13 protein-coding genes and 3 pseudogenes are annotated in these 15708 nt (G+C 62.1%); 10 read left to right on the top strand and 6 right to left on the bottom strand.

The annotated features are described in order from the left end of the window. Positions 1–8 precede the first annotated feature (8 nt). The gene (locus IEW81_RS11980; RefSeq protein ID WP_097061538.1) at positions 9–539 is read left to right on the top strand and encodes a YbhB/YbcL family Raf kinase inhibitor-like protein; all 531 of its coding nucleotides are present in this window, start codon (positions 9–11) and stop codon (positions 537–539) included. 124 nt (positions 540–663) lie between these two features. Here the strand turns inward: IEW81_RS11980 and IEW81_RS11975 are convergent, their stop codons facing one another. Further along, positions 664–1512: an IclR family transcriptional regulator gene (locus tag IEW81_RS11975; RefSeq protein ID WP_143544724.1), complete on the bottom strand. Its 849-nt coding sequence runs from the start codon at positions 1510–1512 to the stop codon at positions 664–666. Between the two features lie 183 nt (positions 1513–1695). Here IEW81_RS11975 and IEW81_RS11970 point away from each other — a divergent pair, with 183 nt between their 5' ends. From IEW81_RS11970 to IEW81_RS14555, 3 genes and pseudogenes are all read left to right on the top strand, one after another. After that, positions 1696–2847, top strand: coding sequence for a glycerol dehydrogenase (locus IEW81_RS11970; protein WP_097061536.1), 1152 nt, complete (start codon positions 1696–1698; stop codon positions 2845–2847). Positions 2848–3297: 450 nt separating this feature from the next. Further along, a complete protein-coding gene (locus IEW81_RS11965) occupies positions 3298–4344 on the top strand; it encodes an NAD(P)-dependent alcohol dehydrogenase (protein WP_097061535.1) in 1047 nt (348 codons plus the stop codon). 352 nt (positions 4345–4696) lie between these two features. Further along, positions 4697–4915 (top strand): annotated as a pseudogene (locus IEW81_RS14555) (integrase core domain-containing protein); the annotation flags it as partial. Between the two features lie 42 nt (positions 4916–4957). Here IEW81_RS14555 and IEW81_RS11955 read toward each other — a convergent pair. Beyond that, a pseudogene (locus IEW81_RS11955) lies at positions 4958–5089 on the bottom strand (amino acid permease); the annotation flags it as partial. Positions 5090–5956: 867 nt separating this feature from the next. Between IEW81_RS11955 and IEW81_RS11950 the strand changes: the two are divergent. Then, a complete protein-coding gene (locus tag IEW81_RS11950) occupies positions 5957–8446 on the top strand; it encodes a molybdopterin oxidoreductase family protein (protein WP_097061762.1) in 2490 nt (829 codons plus the stop codon). Then, the gene (locus IEW81_RS11945) at positions 8443–8901 is read left to right on the top strand and encodes a hypothetical protein (protein ID WP_097061533.1); all 459 of its coding nucleotides are present in this window, start codon (positions 8443–8445) and stop codon (positions 8899–8901) included. Before IEW81_RS11950 ends, IEW81_RS11945 begins: the two co-directional genes overlap by 4 nt. Before the next feature lie 715 nt (positions 8902–9616). On the opposite strand, the gene IEW81_RS11940 is transcribed toward IEW81_RS11945, so the two are convergent. Next, the gene (locus IEW81_RS11940; protein ID WP_097061532.1) at positions 9617–9970 is read right to left on the bottom strand and encodes a DUF7882 family protein; all 354 of its coding nucleotides are present in this window, start codon (positions 9968–9970) and stop codon (positions 9617–9619) included. 88 nt (positions 9971–10058) lie between these two features. Next, complete coding sequence (locus IEW81_RS11935; RefSeq protein ID WP_143544723.1) at positions 10059–10574, bottom strand: hypothetical protein; 516 nt, start codon at positions 10572–10574, stop codon at positions 10059–10061. A 252-nt stretch (positions 10575–10826) separates the two neighbouring features. Here IEW81_RS11935 and IEW81_RS11930 point away from each other — a divergent pair, with 252 nt between their 5' ends. Next, on the top strand, positions 10827–11513 hold the full coding sequence (locus IEW81_RS11930) for a GAF and ANTAR domain-containing protein (RefSeq protein ID WP_179691899.1): 687 nt from the start codon (positions 10827–10829) through the stop codon (positions 11511–11513). Beyond that, complete coding sequence (locus tag IEW81_RS11925; RefSeq protein WP_229671389.1) at positions 11510–12328, top strand: GAF domain-containing protein; 819 nt, start codon at positions 11510–11512, stop codon at positions 12326–12328. Before IEW81_RS11930 ends, IEW81_RS11925 begins: the two co-directional genes overlap by 4 nt. Positions 12329–12478: 150 nt before the next feature. On the opposite strand, the gene IEW81_RS11920 is transcribed toward IEW81_RS11925, so the two are convergent. Next, positions 12479–12838 (bottom strand): MerR family transcriptional regulator, encoded by a 360-nt coding sequence (locus IEW81_RS11920; protein WP_097061529.1) that lies wholly within the window; start codon positions 12836–12838, stop codon positions 12479–12481. A gap of 232 nt (positions 12839–13070) precedes the next feature. Between IEW81_RS11920 and IEW81_RS11915 the strand changes: the two genes are divergently transcribed. Continuing rightward, the gene (locus IEW81_RS11915; protein ID WP_229671388.1) at positions 13071–14573 is read left to right on the top strand and encodes a SulP family inorganic anion transporter; all 1503 of its coding nucleotides are present in this window, start codon (positions 13071–13073) and stop codon (positions 14571–14573) included. Positions 14574–14709: 136 nt separating this feature from the next. Here the strand turns inward: IEW81_RS11915 and IEW81_RS11910 are convergent, their stop codons facing one another. Continuing rightward, positions 14710–14949, bottom strand: a complete 240-nt coding sequence (locus tag IEW81_RS11910) for a hypothetical protein (protein ID WP_179691898.1) — start codon at positions 14947–14949, stop codon at positions 14710–14712. A gap of 428 nt (positions 14950–15377) precedes the next feature. Here IEW81_RS11910 and IEW81_RS14550 point away from each other — a divergent pair. Further along, positions 15378–15503 (top strand): annotated as a pseudogene (locus IEW81_RS14550) (IS3 family transposase); the annotation flags it as partial. Positions 15504–15708: the final 205 nt, after the last annotated feature.

Here is a 15708-nt window from a genome sequence, read left to right as displayed (position 1 = left end):
GGAGCACTATGAGCCACAACCCCTATGACGACATCGCGAAGGTCCCGACCTTCACCGTGACGAGCAGCGACGTCACGGATGGAGAGGAGATGGCGCCCGGCCACCGCAGCGGTATCTTCGGCGCCGGCGGGGAGGATGTGAGCCCGCAGCTGAGCTGGAACGGGTTCCCTGCCGAGACGAAGAGCTTCGCCATCACGATGTACGACCCCTCCGCCCCGACCGGTGCCGGATTCTGGCACTGGGCGGTCGCCGACGTGCCGGTCACGACGACCTCGGTCGACACCGGGGCGGGAAATGCGGTCGGGAGCGGACTACCCGCGGGCGCGCTGCAGCTCAAGAATGACGCGAGCCTTGCCCATTACCTCGGTGCGGCGCCGCCCGCGGGCCACGGCAAGCACAACTATTACATCGGCATTCACGCGCTCGACGTCGATTCACTCGGCCTCGACGCAGGTGCGACCCCCTCGTTTCTCGGCTTCAACATGGCGGGGCACACGATCGCCCGCGCCGTGATCACGCCCTGGTACGAGGCGAAGTAGCCGCGAAGCAACTGACGGAGAGCCCGGCGACCGCGAGGTGGCCGGGCTCTTTCTCTCGCCGGGCCGGTTTCCAGGCGGGACGCGAACCTGCCCCGCGCTCAAACCCGCCCCGCGCTCAAACCCATCAGGCGGTCGCGGCCTGGCGCACCTGTCCCGACCGGTAGTACTTGCTTACCTGGTTCGCCGCGTCGCGCAACAGCTTCTCGAATACGCGCTCGCGTGCGCTCGATACCTCACCGCTCGGCGCGCTGATCGCGACCGAGCCGACGACCATCCCCGCGCCGTTACGCACTCCGATCGCCGCGCAGGTCATTCCCGGCACGAACTCTTCGTGCTCCCACGCGATCCCCGTGCGAGACACCAGCGCGAGATGTTCGTCGAGGTCGGAACGGTCGGTGATCGTGCGGGCAGTGAGCGGCGCCATCCCGTGCACGTCGAGGTATTGCCCCACCTGATCCTCACTCATTCCGGAGAGGAGGATCTTCCCGAACGCGGTGGCGTGGGCAGCCTGGTGAAACCCGAAGCTCAGCGGCGTGAGCCGCGGATGAGCCGGCGAATCCACAACGAACGCAACGACCACGTCAGCACCGCGATAGACGGCGAAATAGCCGGCCGCCTTCGCGGTGTCGTGCAACCGCGCAATCTCGGCACGCACGGGACTCGGCACCCCGATCTGTCGGTGCAGGGAAACCCCCAGTCGGTCGATCTTGTATCCGAGTTCGAACCGGTGTTCGCCTCGAAGATGCACGAGGTATTCGGCATGCACGAGCGCCTGCATGAGCCGGTAGACAGTGGGCAGGGGATACCCGAGAGCCTGCGAGACGTCCCGCGCGGACGCGCCACCACGCTCGGCGACGATCTCCAGGATGGCGAGGGTCTTTTCGACCGTCACGACGCTTGATTCGCGCGGGTTCGAGGGCGCGGGCACGGGGTCGCTCATCGGTTCGGGTGTCGACGCATCATCTGTTCGCATCCTTTCATTCTGCGCCCAGGCGACCGGCACGACAATGCCGTGCGGCTCCACTTCTCGCAGAGTGAAAAACCTCGTGGTGTCCGAGGTCGCGACACCCCTACCGTGGATAGTGCGTGAACGAGTTATCCCGCTGGTCGATCGCCCATCGGGCCCCGCATTCGACAACGACGTCAGGAGATCTTCATGTCGACAGCCACCCCCATCCGTTCCGTCATCAGCCCCGGCCGCTACGTGCAGGGCCCGGGTGCCATGTCCCGGCTCGGTGAGTTCCTCGCCGCTATCGGCAGCACTCCGCTCATCGTCGCCGATGATGTGGTCTGGGGCTTCGTCGGACACGAGGTCGAATCCTCGCTCAGGAAGGCCAACCTGCCGCTTCGGCGTGAGCGCTTCGGCGGCATGCCCTCGGCGAAGGAGATCGACCGGCTGACCGCCGTGATCGCCGACGCCAAGGCGGATGTCGTGGTTGCTGTGGGCGGTGGCAGCACGATCGACGCGGTCAAGGCCGCAGGGTTTCTCGCCGGTATCCGATGGGCGACGGCACCCACCGTCGCGTCGACCGACGCACCGACCTCGGCACTCGCCGTCGTTTATACCGAGGACGGCGCGTTCGAGGAGTACCGCTTCTTTCCCCGAAACCCCGATCTCGTGCTCGTTGATTCCCAGCTCATCGCCAATGCTCCAGCGGAGTTCCTCGCGGCGGGGGTCGGAGATGCCCTCGCGACCTGGCTTGAAGCGCGAGCGACGTCCCGCTCGAACTCGACGACCATGGCGGGTGGCCTGCCGACCCTCGCTGGCACGGCGCTCGCGAAGCTGAGCTGGGAGGTGCTCTGGGAGAACGCCCTCCCCGCGCTCGACGCGGTGCGCGACAACCTCGTAACGCAGGCTGTCGAAAAGGTCATCGAGGCGAATACGCTCCTGTCGGGCCTCGGTTTCGAGTCGGGTGGCCTCGCGGCAGCGCACGCGATCCACAACGGGCTCACCGTGGCACCGCAGACGCACGGGCTCGCGCACGGGCAGAAGGTCAACATCGGGTCGCTCACCCAGCTCATTCTCGAGGGGGCACCGAGTTCTGATATCCGCGACTTCGTCGAATTCACGACGCGGGTGGGGCTCCCGACGACCCTCACGGAGATTGGACTGTCGATCGACGACGATTCCGATCTGCGCGGCGTCGCGGAGGCCGCGACGGTGCCCGGCGAAACGATCCACAACATGCCATTCGAGGTGCGCCCCGCCGAGGTGGTCTCCGCGATGAAGTCACTCGAGCGGTTCGCTCGGCGGGCTCGATCGGAGGCGGGTCTCGCCGAACCGAAGAAGTACGAGGCCCACCATTGACCGGTGTCGGCGGCCCTACGTCGTTCTTCGGGACCAAGTCGGGCACCCGGTAGTTCTTGCCGCTGCCGGTTGCGTTCTCCCGGAGGTATTGGTGAAGGGTAACCGGCTCAGGCTGCGGACTTATCGCGAGCACAGCTCGGGTGAGTGCGAGAAGCGTCAATCCTGAAGGAACGACCCACAACTTGCCGCCAAGCGCGGCCGGGGCGCCTTTGTCGGTGTGACGTTTACCGTGACGAAGCAGACGGCACTCAACGGATGTCATCGTGAGCCTTACACGTGGACGACTGGTGTATCCACTGTGTCTACCCGGGGAACAGAGACGGCGCCCAGCCTCTCCGAACTTGCCATCGCCTAGGCTAGAAGACTGGCTCGCGCGGTATTGAGAAACTTCATTGCTTAACGGGACATCACCAAGTACCTCGCACGATTGTTCAATGATTAAAGGAAACCATGCGCACCGTCAACGCCTATGCAGCACCAGCCGCGACCGAACCGCTCATTAAGACCACCATCGAACGCCGTGACGTCGGCCCCAAAGACATCATGATCGACATCGCGTACGCCGGTATCTGTCATTCAGACATTCACACCGTGCGCGGCGAATGGGGACAGATCGCTTACCCGCAGGTCGTCGGACACGAAATCGTCGGTTATGTCACTGAGGTTGGCTCCGAGGTAACCAAACACAAAGTCGGCGATCGTGTCGGCGTCGGTTGCATGGTGAACTCCTGCGGAGAGTGCGAATATTGCCTCCGCGGTGACGAGCAGTACTGTGCCGAGGGAAACGTCGGGACATACGCGAGTGTCGATTCCGCTGACGGTACCGTCACTCAGGGCGGTTACTCGCAGGCCGTCGTCGTTACTGAAGATTTTGTGTTGCGCGTGCCCGAGAATCTCGATTTTTCCAAGGTGGCCCCGCTCCTGTGCGCTGGAATCACCACCTATTCGCCGCTTCGCCACTGGGGCGCGGGCCCCGGCACGAAGGTTGCTGTTGTTGGCATGGGCGGCCTCGGTCACATGGCCGTCAAGATCGCCCACGCCATGGGCACCGAGGTGACCGTGCTGTCGCAAACCATGTCAAAGGAAGAGGACGGCCGCCGCCTCGGCGCCGACAACTACTACGCGACCAGCGATGCCGACACTTTTACCACCCTGGCCAACTCGTTTGACCTGATCATCAATACGGTGTCGGCCAAACTCGACATGGGAGCGTACCTCGGACTCCTCCGCGTCGATGGCACCCTCGTGAACGTCGGCGCCCCCGCGGAGCCGCTCCCCGTCCAGGTCTTCTCGCTCATCCCGTTTCGGCGTAATTTTGCTGGGTCGGCCATCGGCGGCATCCGTGAAACGCAGGAGATGCTTGACTTCTGCGCAGAGCACGGAATCGTGCCCGAAACCGAACTCATCAGCGCGGACTCCATCAACGATGCCTACGAGCGCGTGTTGAAGTCGGATGTCCGCTACCGCTTCGTCATCGATGCGGCAACGTTCGCCTAGTCGCTCGAGCGGTGTGAAGCGCCTCCTGCAACACGCAAGGGGCGCTTCGTGCGTCTATCCCGTAACGCATGTCGAAGAGGTACCTCGCGGACTGGCCCGCGTGGCATCGACAACGAACTAATTGCCGCAAATGGAAGAAGTACGCGCTTCCCGGTCAGCGACCAACGGGGAACGCGACCCGGCGCTCGACGGCTGCGATCGGGAAGGCAATGATCGCAGGAACGACCATCATCGCGGGGAGGCTCATTCGGTCGCTCCGGCTGATGGTTATGGCGCTGAAGACGCCGCCGGTGAAGATCGCAAGATTGAGTCCGAGTCCGAGTCCGAGTCCGAGTCCGAGCCCGAGCCCGACGGCGATTGTTATGACAACGCCATGATGGAATCGTTCTGGTCCAGCATGCAGATCGAGCTCCTCAATCGGAAGAAATGGCGAACAAGACTCGATCTCGCGAACGCCATATTCGATTACATCAAGATCTTCTACAGCTGGCAGCGACGACATTCTCAGTTGCAGCATCTCTCTCCGGTCGAGCACGAGTTACGCTTCAGCCAGACACCCGTATCAGCCTGATCTTCACACCAATGAAGGTAACTAAACCGTGGGGCACGTCCGGAGGCCCGCTCCCGCGGCTGCGGCTGCAGGAGCGAACGAGGCGAAGATGCCCGCGCCGATCATGGATCCCAGGCCGATGGCGACCGCATCTCCTCGGCCGAGCTTGCGGGCCAGCGCGGGACGACTCGTCAAGGCACAGTTCCAGTCCAGGGGCCAATGGGGATGGGAGGACTTCTGCAGCCGGCTCGCGAACGGCTCGTCGACCGCCCCGGAGCGCGGCAAGGCCCCCGTTGGTGGCGGTGAGGGTGCGAAGAACCCGGCCATCCACGGTGGCGTTGCACGGCACAGGAAGGCCATCGTTGTGCATCCGGTGCAAGGTGAGGTAGGACGTGCCCGGTGAGATCTCGTGGCAATGATTGGCCAGTTCTGCGTTCATCCGAGCCGCATGGATGAGCCCTTCCACCGCATGATGCAGGGTGTGTAGGAATACTGCCCCTCGGGGAAATTCCTTCAAGCCGTCACCTTATCGACTGTCGGTATCAGATTCCGATAATTCCCGGCGCCCTCATCGGCGGGTGAAAGAGCCACTTCCAACGCGGACTGCGAATTGTTCGAAGAGGCGGTCTGCAATGCACCATCATCGAAAACGGGAAGAATTCGCACCAACTCTCCAGTACCCAATGGCAACAATCCGCCACGGGCACAACTGGCACTGACGTAGGGACAGCGACACCTGAACGCCCACCGGAATCGGGCGTGCTCCTGGATTGCCCCGACAAGCTGGGCAACAGTGATGACCCCGCGAAAACCGTGTCAGTGCGATAGGGGCGGCAGGCCACATCGGAGGTGCGTCCATCCGTGGGGAACAGATCAACACCATCGGGGCGAACTGTCGGCAAACCCGCGAACGGAACCGCTGCCGCCATGCCCTTCCCGGGTCCCGTTCAGATTGCCCAAAAGGGTTCGAATTACGTCGACAGGGCCAGCTGATTATGACAATCTGAAATGAACCGACGTTTACCGGTGCACGTTATGAGCGGCGTTATCGAGGAGTTTGTCATGGTTGACCGTATTGCGGAGATCTGGGGAACACGCACCCCTTACGCGCGGGACGAGCTGTGGCCGACGCGGGTTGATCAGGTCCTGGCTGAAGGGGTCGATGAGTCCGACGTGGAGCGTTGGGTGCAATCGGCGTGCGTGTTGTGCAGCAACGGGTGCGGAATCGACATCGCCGTGAAAGACGGGACCATGGTCGGGGTGCGCGGCCGGTCGTTGGACATCGTGAACCATGGGCGGCTGGGACCGAAGGGCCTGTTCGCCAGCTGGCAGGGCGTCAGTAACGAGGACCGGCTCACGGTGCCCCTGGTGCGCGAGAACGGGGTACTGGTCGAGTCGGACTGGGAAACCGCAATGCAACGCATCGTCACCCGCAGCAGAAATCTTCTTGATGACAAAGGGCCCCTGTCCCACGGCTTCTACACGAGCGGCCAGTTGTTCCTCGAGGAGTACTACGCGCAGGCAATCGTCGCGAAGGCCGGGATCGGTACCCCGCACATGGACGGCAACACTCGACTGTGCACCGCAACCGCGGCCGCCGCCATGAAGGAGAGCTTCGGTTCCGACGGGCAACCCGGCAGCTACGTCGACATCGACGAGTGCGACGCCATGTTCCTGTTCGGCCACAACATGGCCGAAAGCCAGACTGTCCTGTGGATGCGGGTCCTTGACAGGATCGCGGGTCCGGATAAGCCGAGGATCGTGTGCGTGGATCCGCGTTTCACAGAAGTGGCACGTCAAGCGGAGGTGCATTTGCCAGTCAGGCCGGGAACGAACCTGGCGCTGATGCATGGGCTGGTGCGCGAGCTGTTCATCAATGGATGGATCGATCAGGAGTACATCGACCAGCACACGATGAACGTTGAGCAGTTGCGTGCCACCGTCGAGCCGTGGACTCCCGAGGCCGTAGCCGAGACCTGCGGTGTAGAGGCTGACGACGTGCGCCGTGCTGCAGAGATTTTCGGCACGTCGGAGCGCGTGTTGTCCACTGTCCTGCAGGGTTTCTACCAGTCGTCCCAGGCCACGGCGTCGTCTTGTGCGGTAAATAATCTGCACCTGCTGCGCGGTCTGCTGGGTAAACCCGGTTGCGGGATCCTGCAGATGAACGGGCAACCGACCGCCCAGAACAATCGCGAATGCGGGGCGGACGGGGATTTGTCGGGTTTCAGGAACTGGGAGAACCCTGAGCACGTCCAGCAACTCGTCGACCTGTGGAATGTCGATGCTTCGATCATCCCGCACTGGGCGCCACCCACTCATGCCATGCAGATCTTCCGTTATGTGGAGCAGGGATCCATCGAGTTCCTATGGATCTCGGCCACGAATCCTGCGGTGTCGATGCCGCAACTATCCCGGATCCGCGACATCCTCTCGGTCGACAGCGTATTTTTGGTGGTACAGGATCTGTACCTGACCGAGACCGCCCAGTACGCCGACGTCGTCCTGCCCGCCGCGGCATGGGGTGAGAAGACCGGGACGTTCACCAATGTCAACCGCACCGTTCATCTCTCCGAGAAGGCCGTGGAACCACCCGGTGAGGCCCGGAGCGATTTCGACACCTTCCTCGACTACTCCCGACGCATGGGCTTCACCCGGCTCGACGGAACCCCGTTACTGGACTGGACGGGACCGGAGGACGCCTTCGCGGCATGGAAGGAATGCACGCGGGGGCGCCCGTGCGACTACACGGGTATCACCTATGACAAGCTCCGCGGCGGTAGTGGCGTGCAATGGCCGTGTAACGAGGAGCACCCGGACGGCACAGTGCGGCTCTACCGTGACGGCGTGTTCCCCACCAACCCTGGATACTGTGAGAGCTACGGGCATGACCTGCTGACCGGGGCACCAGTCGGCCCCGAAAGTTATCAGGCCGTCAACCCGGCAGGCAGGGCCATTTTCAAGACCGCCCCCTACCACCCTGCACATGAGACCCCGGATGATGACTACCCGTTTCGCTATACCACCGGGCGTACGGTCTATCACCTCCATACCCGCACGAAGACCGGCAGGTCCCCGCAGCTCAATGGTGCGGCGCCCGATGCATGGGTGGAGATTTCCGCCCGCGACGCCGAGGCCTACGAAGTAGCAGAAGGCGACATCGTGCGGGTCGAGTCCCGGCGCGGGCACCTCACCGCCCCGGTCAGGGTCAGCGGGATCCGTGACGGCAGCATCTTCGCCCCGTTCCACTACGGCTACTGGGACGAAGGCGGGGTCCCTGGCGGGAACTACCGGGCCGCGAACGAACTCACCATCACTGAATGGGACCCGGTGTCCAAGCAACCCATCCTGAAGAACGCCGCAGTCCGGATCACGAAGATCGCCGACGGCACCGCGGCGTCCCCGGCGCCCACGACGACGGCTTCCCGGCCCGTCAGTACGGCAGGCCGTGGCCGGGGTGTTCTTCCTACCGTCGGCGGGCCCGCGGCGCAGGCCAAGGAGACGATCGCCCCCGTTGCTCCGGCCATGGTCGTCGCTGAGGAGGAACACTCATGAAACTCCCGGTCTACCTGAGCCTGCTGCACACCTCCGAGGGCACCCTCGCCGCGTCGCTGCGGCAGGTGTCCGAGGGACACGGCCACGAACCCGATGTCCACTTCATCTGCCAGATCCTCGCCGCGCAATGCGACGTACACCAGGAGGCCCTCGCTCCGATGCTGGAGCGGTTCGGTGAGCCGGGGGATGACGAGCCTGAACGTCTCCACGTCGACGGGCTCTCCACCACACGCTCCGGACCCATCGGGCTCCTCCGGGACCTGCAGGATCTCTATCTCCTGGCCAGCCTGGTCGACATCACGTGGGCCATGATTAAGCAGGCCGCTCAGGGTCTGAGGGACGCAGAACTGCTCAGCATCGTGACGGACTGCGATGGGGAGACTGCCATTCAACTCAGATGGTTGCAAACCCGAATGAAGCAGGCCGCACCGCAAGCACTGATCCTCGCCGGGTAGCGACCCACAGACGACCACGACCACAACGTCGTTCCCACGGTGATGCTGTTCTTCGAATCCCCGCAGGAAAAGTCCTCCCGGCCGGCCAACGCCCTGATCGGGCACGCGGTGGGCCTCCTTGCCAGAATTGGCTGGCTCTACGCCTCAGCGAAATCCTGCGGTCGCATTGTGGAGTGCGAAGTGGCGGCACAAGGTTTCGGGTCTTCAGAGTGGCCTGCCCGATTTCTGCTGTTTGTCAAGCCGGGGAATGGCGGATGCTGTGGAGCGTACGGTTCGGGTAATGGTAAATATTGCTGTTTAACAACAGAAAGCGCCTTATGACTGTTCTGGTTCATCTTCATGGAAGCTCATACGCGGTAACCGATTCCGCTGTCGCCGTCGTCGAATCCAAGATTGTAGAAGCAGTGCGCGCTGGTGGGGCATTCGTAGATTTCACTGGTTCGGGCAACCGACCGACGCGCGTCTTGGTGAGCCCTGGAGTTTCGGTACGTATAGAGAAGTTACCCGGCCTCGTTGAGGAGCAAGACGACGGCGAAGAGTACCCAGATTTCGCATATTGGGAGCTAGATGTTTGGCCTGCTCCGGCGTTGATGCCGCGATTAAGCTAGCGACCTCTCTGTGCCGGTGATGATCTGAAGTTCGGCTGTAGATACTGTTCATCCTCGGTCGAGAACTACATATCGATGAGCACCCGCTGTTTCTCCACGATAAAACGTCACGCCGGCGTGAGGACGTGCGTGTCTGCGGGGGCACCTGTGTCCGCGGGGGCGTCGGCGGGTTCGGTGACCATCCGAAGACCGGTGGGGCTGTCCGCGGTAGCGATAATGGAGCGCACCCACGGCTCGCTAATCCGTGGTGGCCGGCCTCCGAGGAAGCGGAAGCGGATCTCGGTTGACGGGCTGATCCAGAGCGTTTCACGGCCACTGCCGAGCTCGGCTGACCGATCGAAGGTGAATGCCATGCATTTGCCCGCACGGAGGAGGCTCAGCATGGCGACCTTCAGATGGGCCAGCGGGCGGTCATCCATCTCGACGGCATAGCTGTTGTTTCCGTAATAGAGAAAACCCATGGTTTATACCCCGTTCGATTTGTGAGAGTGAGGAACGAACTCGGCCCCGCTCTCGATGATGTACGGATGTACGGATTGGCCGACTGTCCTAGTAAGCAGTCGTGGAGGCCTGTTGGCGGCGGCGGATGTGGTCAAACGCCAGATGGGAGGACACCACAGTGGAGGATGCCGCGATGGCGGGATCGTGTTGCGCTTGGATGGCACCAGTGACCTGAGTGCGATCGGCCACGGCGGCTAAAGCATCCTCAAAGGATGCAACGAAGGCCCAGGTGACGGGTGCGGCCAGCCACAACACTTCGTACTTGTCATGCTCCAGACGCTCTACGTATCCGAGTAGCCAGCATGGGTCGCGCTCGTTCACCATTGAATCCGAAATTCGCCAACGTGATCCGTCGAGAGGAATCACCTCGAGCACGGCGATCGCAGTGCGCGCGATACTATCGCTCACCTGCCAGGATTTTAGGCCGACCCGCTCGACCTGCAGCTGTCGTGGCAGTGTTCCGATGCCACAGAGTGTGGGTGGAAAAGAAGCTTTCACTTTGGGCTCAATCCGACGATACGCGGATTCACCGAGGGCCTGAGTGAATAAAAATAAGGCTGACATGCTTCGAATGTGAAATCAATGAGAAGAGGAAATTCGGCCACCGCAAGTGGGGTGCAAGGTGATTCATTGCAGGCCATGCGGTCGGGTTCAGTGTGTATTGGTTTGGGTGTGTGGGGTACCGTAGAAAAAACTGTCCCGGACCCTGGCAGTCCAACGGCGGAAGATCCTGATGGTGATGTGGTTGAACGGCACCCTTGCTGCGGAAACGCAATTCGGCGATCCGCACTACGTCTGTGAGCGAGGCGGATCGGTGTGACCGGATCGACCCATTCGGGTGCGAGACGTGAGCCTGACGACGTGCAGGATTTGTGTCGTCCGTTTCTGAAATCTCTTCCCGTCTCGGGTGCGTCTGTTGCGGCAATGAGCGCCTCCGGTTCGCGGATGAGCCTCTGCTCGAGTGGGGTGATCGCCGCGCGTATTGACGAGTTGCAGTTCGAGCTCGGTGAAGGGCCCCAAAATTCGGTCGTGCGTTCAGGCCGACTTGTCATGATCCCGGACGTCGCTTCGGGAGGTCATGATGATTGGCCAGTGCTCGGTGCAGCGCTCAGCGAGCTACCTGTCGGTGCGATCTTCTGCGTTCCCATCCAGATGGGGGCGGTCACGGTGGGAGTTGCAACCCTGTTTTGCGATACACCTCTCGTATTGGACGATCAGCAGCAGGCCACGGCATTGGCGATCGCATCGGCAATAGCGGCAGGAACGGTTCAGCAGGCAATGGTGTCCGCGATCGATGACGTGGCCGTGGAGTCGGCGGCGGCGCCCGCGTTTCGCCGAGAGGTTCACCAGGCCACCGGCATCGTTCTGGTGCAGTTGAAGACGACCGCGACTATCGCATATGCACGATTGCAGGCCTACGCTTTCGCGAACGGGATAACCGTTCACACCGTCGCCCGCGATGTGGTGTCCGGCTCGCTGAACTTCGAAGACACGCCCCCGTGACAAAAAATGAGGAAAATAAGAAGATGATGACAACTAAGACACGTGAGAGCAAGCTCAGCACGGCTTTCGTCAAACTCGCCGACACCCTCGTCACTGAATTCGATGTCGTTGATCTGCTGCACTGGCTTGTCGAGCGATGCACCGAGATTCTCGATACCCAGGCGGGCGGGCTGATGCTGGTCGACCCCACGGGTCAGCTTCAGCTGGTGGCCTCCACGAGTGAGGAAGCTGAGTTGGTAGAAATCTTCCAACTCGCCGCAGGGGAGGGCCCATGTCTTGACTGTTTTTATACCGGCATCCCCGTGACCGTCGGTAATATCGAAATCGACGGGGGAACCTGGCCCACGTTCTCAACAGAGGCACTGAAACAAGGCTTCAAATCCGTTCATGCCACTCCGTTGCGACTTCGCGGGCAAGTCATAGGCACGATGAACCTATTCAGCCATCAGATCGGGGCGCTCGTTCCGGAGGATATCGCCGTTGCGCAAGCGCTGGCCGATGTTGCGACGATCGGCATCCTGCAGGAACGCCACATTCGCAGCGCCAACGTCGTGGCTGAGCAGCTGCAACGCGCGCTCGATTCCAGGATTCTGATCGAGCAGGCCAAAGGCGTCCTCGCCGCCACGATGAACACCACCATGAACGATGCCTTCGTCATCATGCGCACCTACGCCCGCGACCGGAATCTCCCCTTGCGCCAGGTAGCCGGTGATGTCGTCTCCGGCCGGATCGACCTGCAAAACCCGCCCAGATTGATAGGTCAAAGTCCCACATCGCAGGGCCGCGGCGCAGAGCTCCCAGCACAGATTCCCTGAACGCAACCGGGTTTACCCCGGTCTGGTTCACTCAATGCAGCGCTCCAACTGCGCACACTGTATGAATCTGGGCAAACGCCGCCGAAGCACGGGGAGCCCCCTCATTTCGTTCACTTCGGCTTGCTGAGTGAAGGGGTTTGGCAGCGGGTGTTACCGCTCGCGCAGAAGTGTGAGGAATTCGTCGGCCATGGCGAGCTGCTCCTGAAGTTTTGCCCGGCGTTTGACCGCTTCAGTGATGAAGTTGTCCAGTTCGCGGCGAACAGCAGGGTCGACCATCGTGTCGCTGTCGCTGAGGGTGTCGATCACGCGCAGCAGGTCGGTCATTTCGTCGAGGGGGAATCCGAGAGGCTTCATGCGACGGATGAGCATGAGCCGGCTGAAGTCGCCCTGCGTGTATAGGCGGAACCCGCCATCGGTGCGCCCTGTGGGCTTGAGGAGGCCCACCTCGTCGTAGTGCCGGATCGTTCGTAACGATAAACCGGTCTTCTCGGCGAGCTCACCGATGTGCATTACCGCACCTTGATCTGATTCCACGTCGTCACCCTTTTCAACTTAACCCTAACGTTAGGGTAGTGTTACAGGTCTGGTCCACAGTTTCCTGCGTGCCAGCATCACCCGCCCCGTTGTCGAACACGACAGTGCTGGGCCCGCGCAATGAGGCGCCCCACACCTCGCCCATCGGCCCTCCTGCGGGAGAGCCCCGTTTCCGGAGTCTTCTATCGCTATCGCCGAAAAATCCCTCTTGCCCAAAGTTGATCGTTATAAAGCCGAACCCTCTGTCCTGACCGCCCTGAGAACCCCGCGCATCCTGACCCGCGAGGTTCTCGCCGGCCTCGTCGTGGCCATGGCACTCATTCCCGAGGCCATCGCGTTCTCGATCATCGCCGGCGTCGACCCGCGCGTCGGCCTGTTCTCCTCGTTCGTGATGGCCGTTACCATCGCCTTCGTCGGCGGCCGCCCCGCCATGATCACCGCCGCCACCGGCGCCGTCGCCCTCGTCATCGCCCCGGTCGCGCGCGACTACGGTATGGACTACTTCATCGCCACTGTCATCCTGGCCGGGGCATTCCAGATCATCCTCAGCGTGATCGGGGTGGCCAAGCTCATGCGGTTCATTCCCCGCAGCGTCATGGTCGGCTTCGTTAACGCCCTGGCGATTCTCATCTTTACCTCGCAGCTGCCCCAGCTGCTCGGCGTGCCGTTCATGGTCTACCCGCTGGTCGCTATCGGAATCATCATCATGATCGTGATGCCTCGCATTACAAAGGTCGTCCCCGCGCCTCTCGTGGCGATCGTGGTCCTGACCGTGGCTACCGTCGTCATCGCGATCAACGTGCCCACCATTGGTGATCAGGGCGAGCTGCCCCGGAGCCTGCCTGGGCTGTTCCTCCCGAACATTCCACTCAGCTGGGAGACGTTCACGATCATCGCCCCCTACGCCCTCGGCATGGCCCTGGTCGGCATCCTCGAATCCCTCATGACCGCGAAGTTCGTCGACGAGATCACTGACACCCACTCCAACAAGACCCGCGAAACCTGGGGTCAGGGCGTCGCCAACGTCATGTCCGGCCTATTCGGCGGCATGGGCGGCTGCGCCATGATCGGCCAGACCATGATCAACGTCAAGGCCTCCGGTGCTCGCACCCGCATCTCCACCTTCCTGGCCGGCGTCTTCCTACTGGTCCTGGTCCTCGGCCTCGGCGATGTGCTGGCCGTTGTTCCCATGGCCGCCCTGGTTGCCGTGATGATCATCGTCGCTGTCCTCACCTTCGACTGGCACAGCATCCGCCTGTCGACGCTGAAGCGGATGCCCAAGAGCGAGACCACCGTCATGGTCGCGACCGTGGTCGTCATCGTGCTCACCCATAACCTCGCCGTTGGCGTCGTCGTCGGCGTGATCATCGCTATGGTTGCCTTCGCCCGCCGCGTGGCCCACCTCGCAAAAGTCGAGCGCAGCCTGTCCGGTGAGGGCGAGACCCAGACCGCGTATTACACGGTCACCGGAGCACTGTTCTTTGCTTCGAGCAACGACATGATGACGCAGTTCGAATACGCGGACGACCCGAAACGTATCGTCATCGAGATGTCTGGCTCGCACATCTGGGACGCGTCCACCGTGGCCGCCCTCGACGCAATCAAGTACAAGTACGAACGCCACGGAAAGCACGTCGTCATTGAGGGCCTCAACGAAGCCAGCACCATCCTGCACACGCGTCTCGCGGGCAACATGGGCTCTGATCACTGATACGGGAGCCACGCGAACGTGATCAGTGATGGTTCCTTGGGTTTATCTCTCGGAAAGAAGACGGGGCTCAAACTACGCCAGCCCCCGCAGAACAGGTCGCGTGGCGTAGTCGAAGCTCTGAATTCTCAAACGTCCCCTACATGCGTGGTGTGACCGGCGGTTGTATTGGTGTGACGGCGGTGGAGGCGGCACCGGTGCCGGCAGCGTTCGTCGCGGCCACCGTGAACGTGTAACTGTCCCCATTGGCCAAACCCGTCACCACGGGGTCGATTATCGATACCGTGCCCTCGTCAGTAGCGATCACGTACGCGGTCTTCGTGGTCTCATTCAGCGTCACTTCGAAGGGGCTGCGGCCGACGGTCACGGTGTCGGTCACCGAGTTGGTGTCCTCAAAGCACACCTATCGCTGCGTCGGCGCGGGCAGGCTGCGATCCGGCGTGCCTGATCGTCCGGCGGCTGACGATTTGCAGGTGAAGTGGGTCTGTCAGGTCAAAGCGAGCCCACGTAATCAAAGGGAGCATGCGCCTCCCGAGGCTCGTGACTTTCTCATCTGAAGTGAGCCCCGGGAATTGGTTCCTCTCCTCTCGCGTGCACGCTTCCCTGCGACCGCGCGCCTATCGCGCCTATCGCGACCTCAGTCACCTCGATCGAACCAGCAAGCACCGCCCGATAGCACTCCGCGCATCAGGAGGCGAGGATGGGCTGCTGGCGCCTGAATGGCCGTCTGGGTCTGCTGTCGATCTAGTCCACTCGTTGACGTGCCCCATGGTTTGAGTCAATCAAACCGACAGCACACCCGATGGTCGGATCGAGATAGTGACCTGGATCGAACGCACCTATCACCGACGGCGGCGGCAAGCACGCCCGGGACGTTTGACGCCGTTAAAGTTCGAGGTCATCATGAACACGCCAGCCGCCATGCCTGCGTGACTAGAGCCTGCCACCTGAGCACGCAGCAGACTCCGCAGTAGACCACACAACAGTGGCCTTGTTTTCAGTTGGCAGGAATGGGCCCATTTTTGGTTGGCGTTGACATGAACAGTTCGACCCACACCGAACGGGCCGGTGAAGCACCGCAGGGCGGAGGAGCTAACAGGCCAGACAAGGCCGATGTTGCTCAATGTGATCGAAGAGT

It is taken from the genome of Salinibacterium xinjiangense (genome assembly GCF_014645015.1).
GTDB classification, from domain to species: domain Bacteria; phylum Actinomycetota; class Actinomycetes; order Actinomycetales; family Microbacteriaceae; genus Rhodoglobus; species Rhodoglobus xinjiangensis.
The sequence above is the reverse complement of the archived record's forward strand: the minus strand, read 5'-3'. Positions and strand labels throughout refer to the sequence as shown.